The organism is Pseudomonas sp. AC463, from assembly GCF_979253585.1.
The window spans coordinates 1-263 of the sequence record NZ_CEEDDZ010000719.1 but is presented as its reverse complement, the minus strand read 5'-3'; the positions used below and the strand labels follow the sequence as shown (position 1 = coordinate 263).

The 263-nt window shown below is 70.7% G+C and carries 1 protein-coding gene; it reads right to left on the bottom strand.

All coding sequences use genetic code 11. From position 1 onward, the window contains the following. Positions 1 to 36 precede the first annotated feature (36 nt). The coding region (locus tag AC0IYH_RS32080; protein WP_471838344.1) for a hypothetical protein at positions 37 to 263 on the bottom strand (227 nt) is incomplete at its 5' end.

Here is a 263-nt window from a genome sequence, read left to right as displayed (position 1 = left end):
CCGTGTGAGCGACCGGTCGGGTGGTCTTCGCCCGGATTATGACGGGGTAAGGTCGACCGTGGTGGAGCGCGTGGCCAGCGGGATCGAATAGCCGCCGCGTACCACCGCCTTGCCGACCGGTGCATAGCCACGGCCACCGGCGGCACCTGCCTCCACGAACAATCGCGCGGCCGGGGTCGTGGGCGTTGCGGGATCGAGCGTCAGCGTGATGCGCCCCGTCGCCGGCGTGTACCGGGCCTGCGCGATCTTGCCCGCTTCCAACG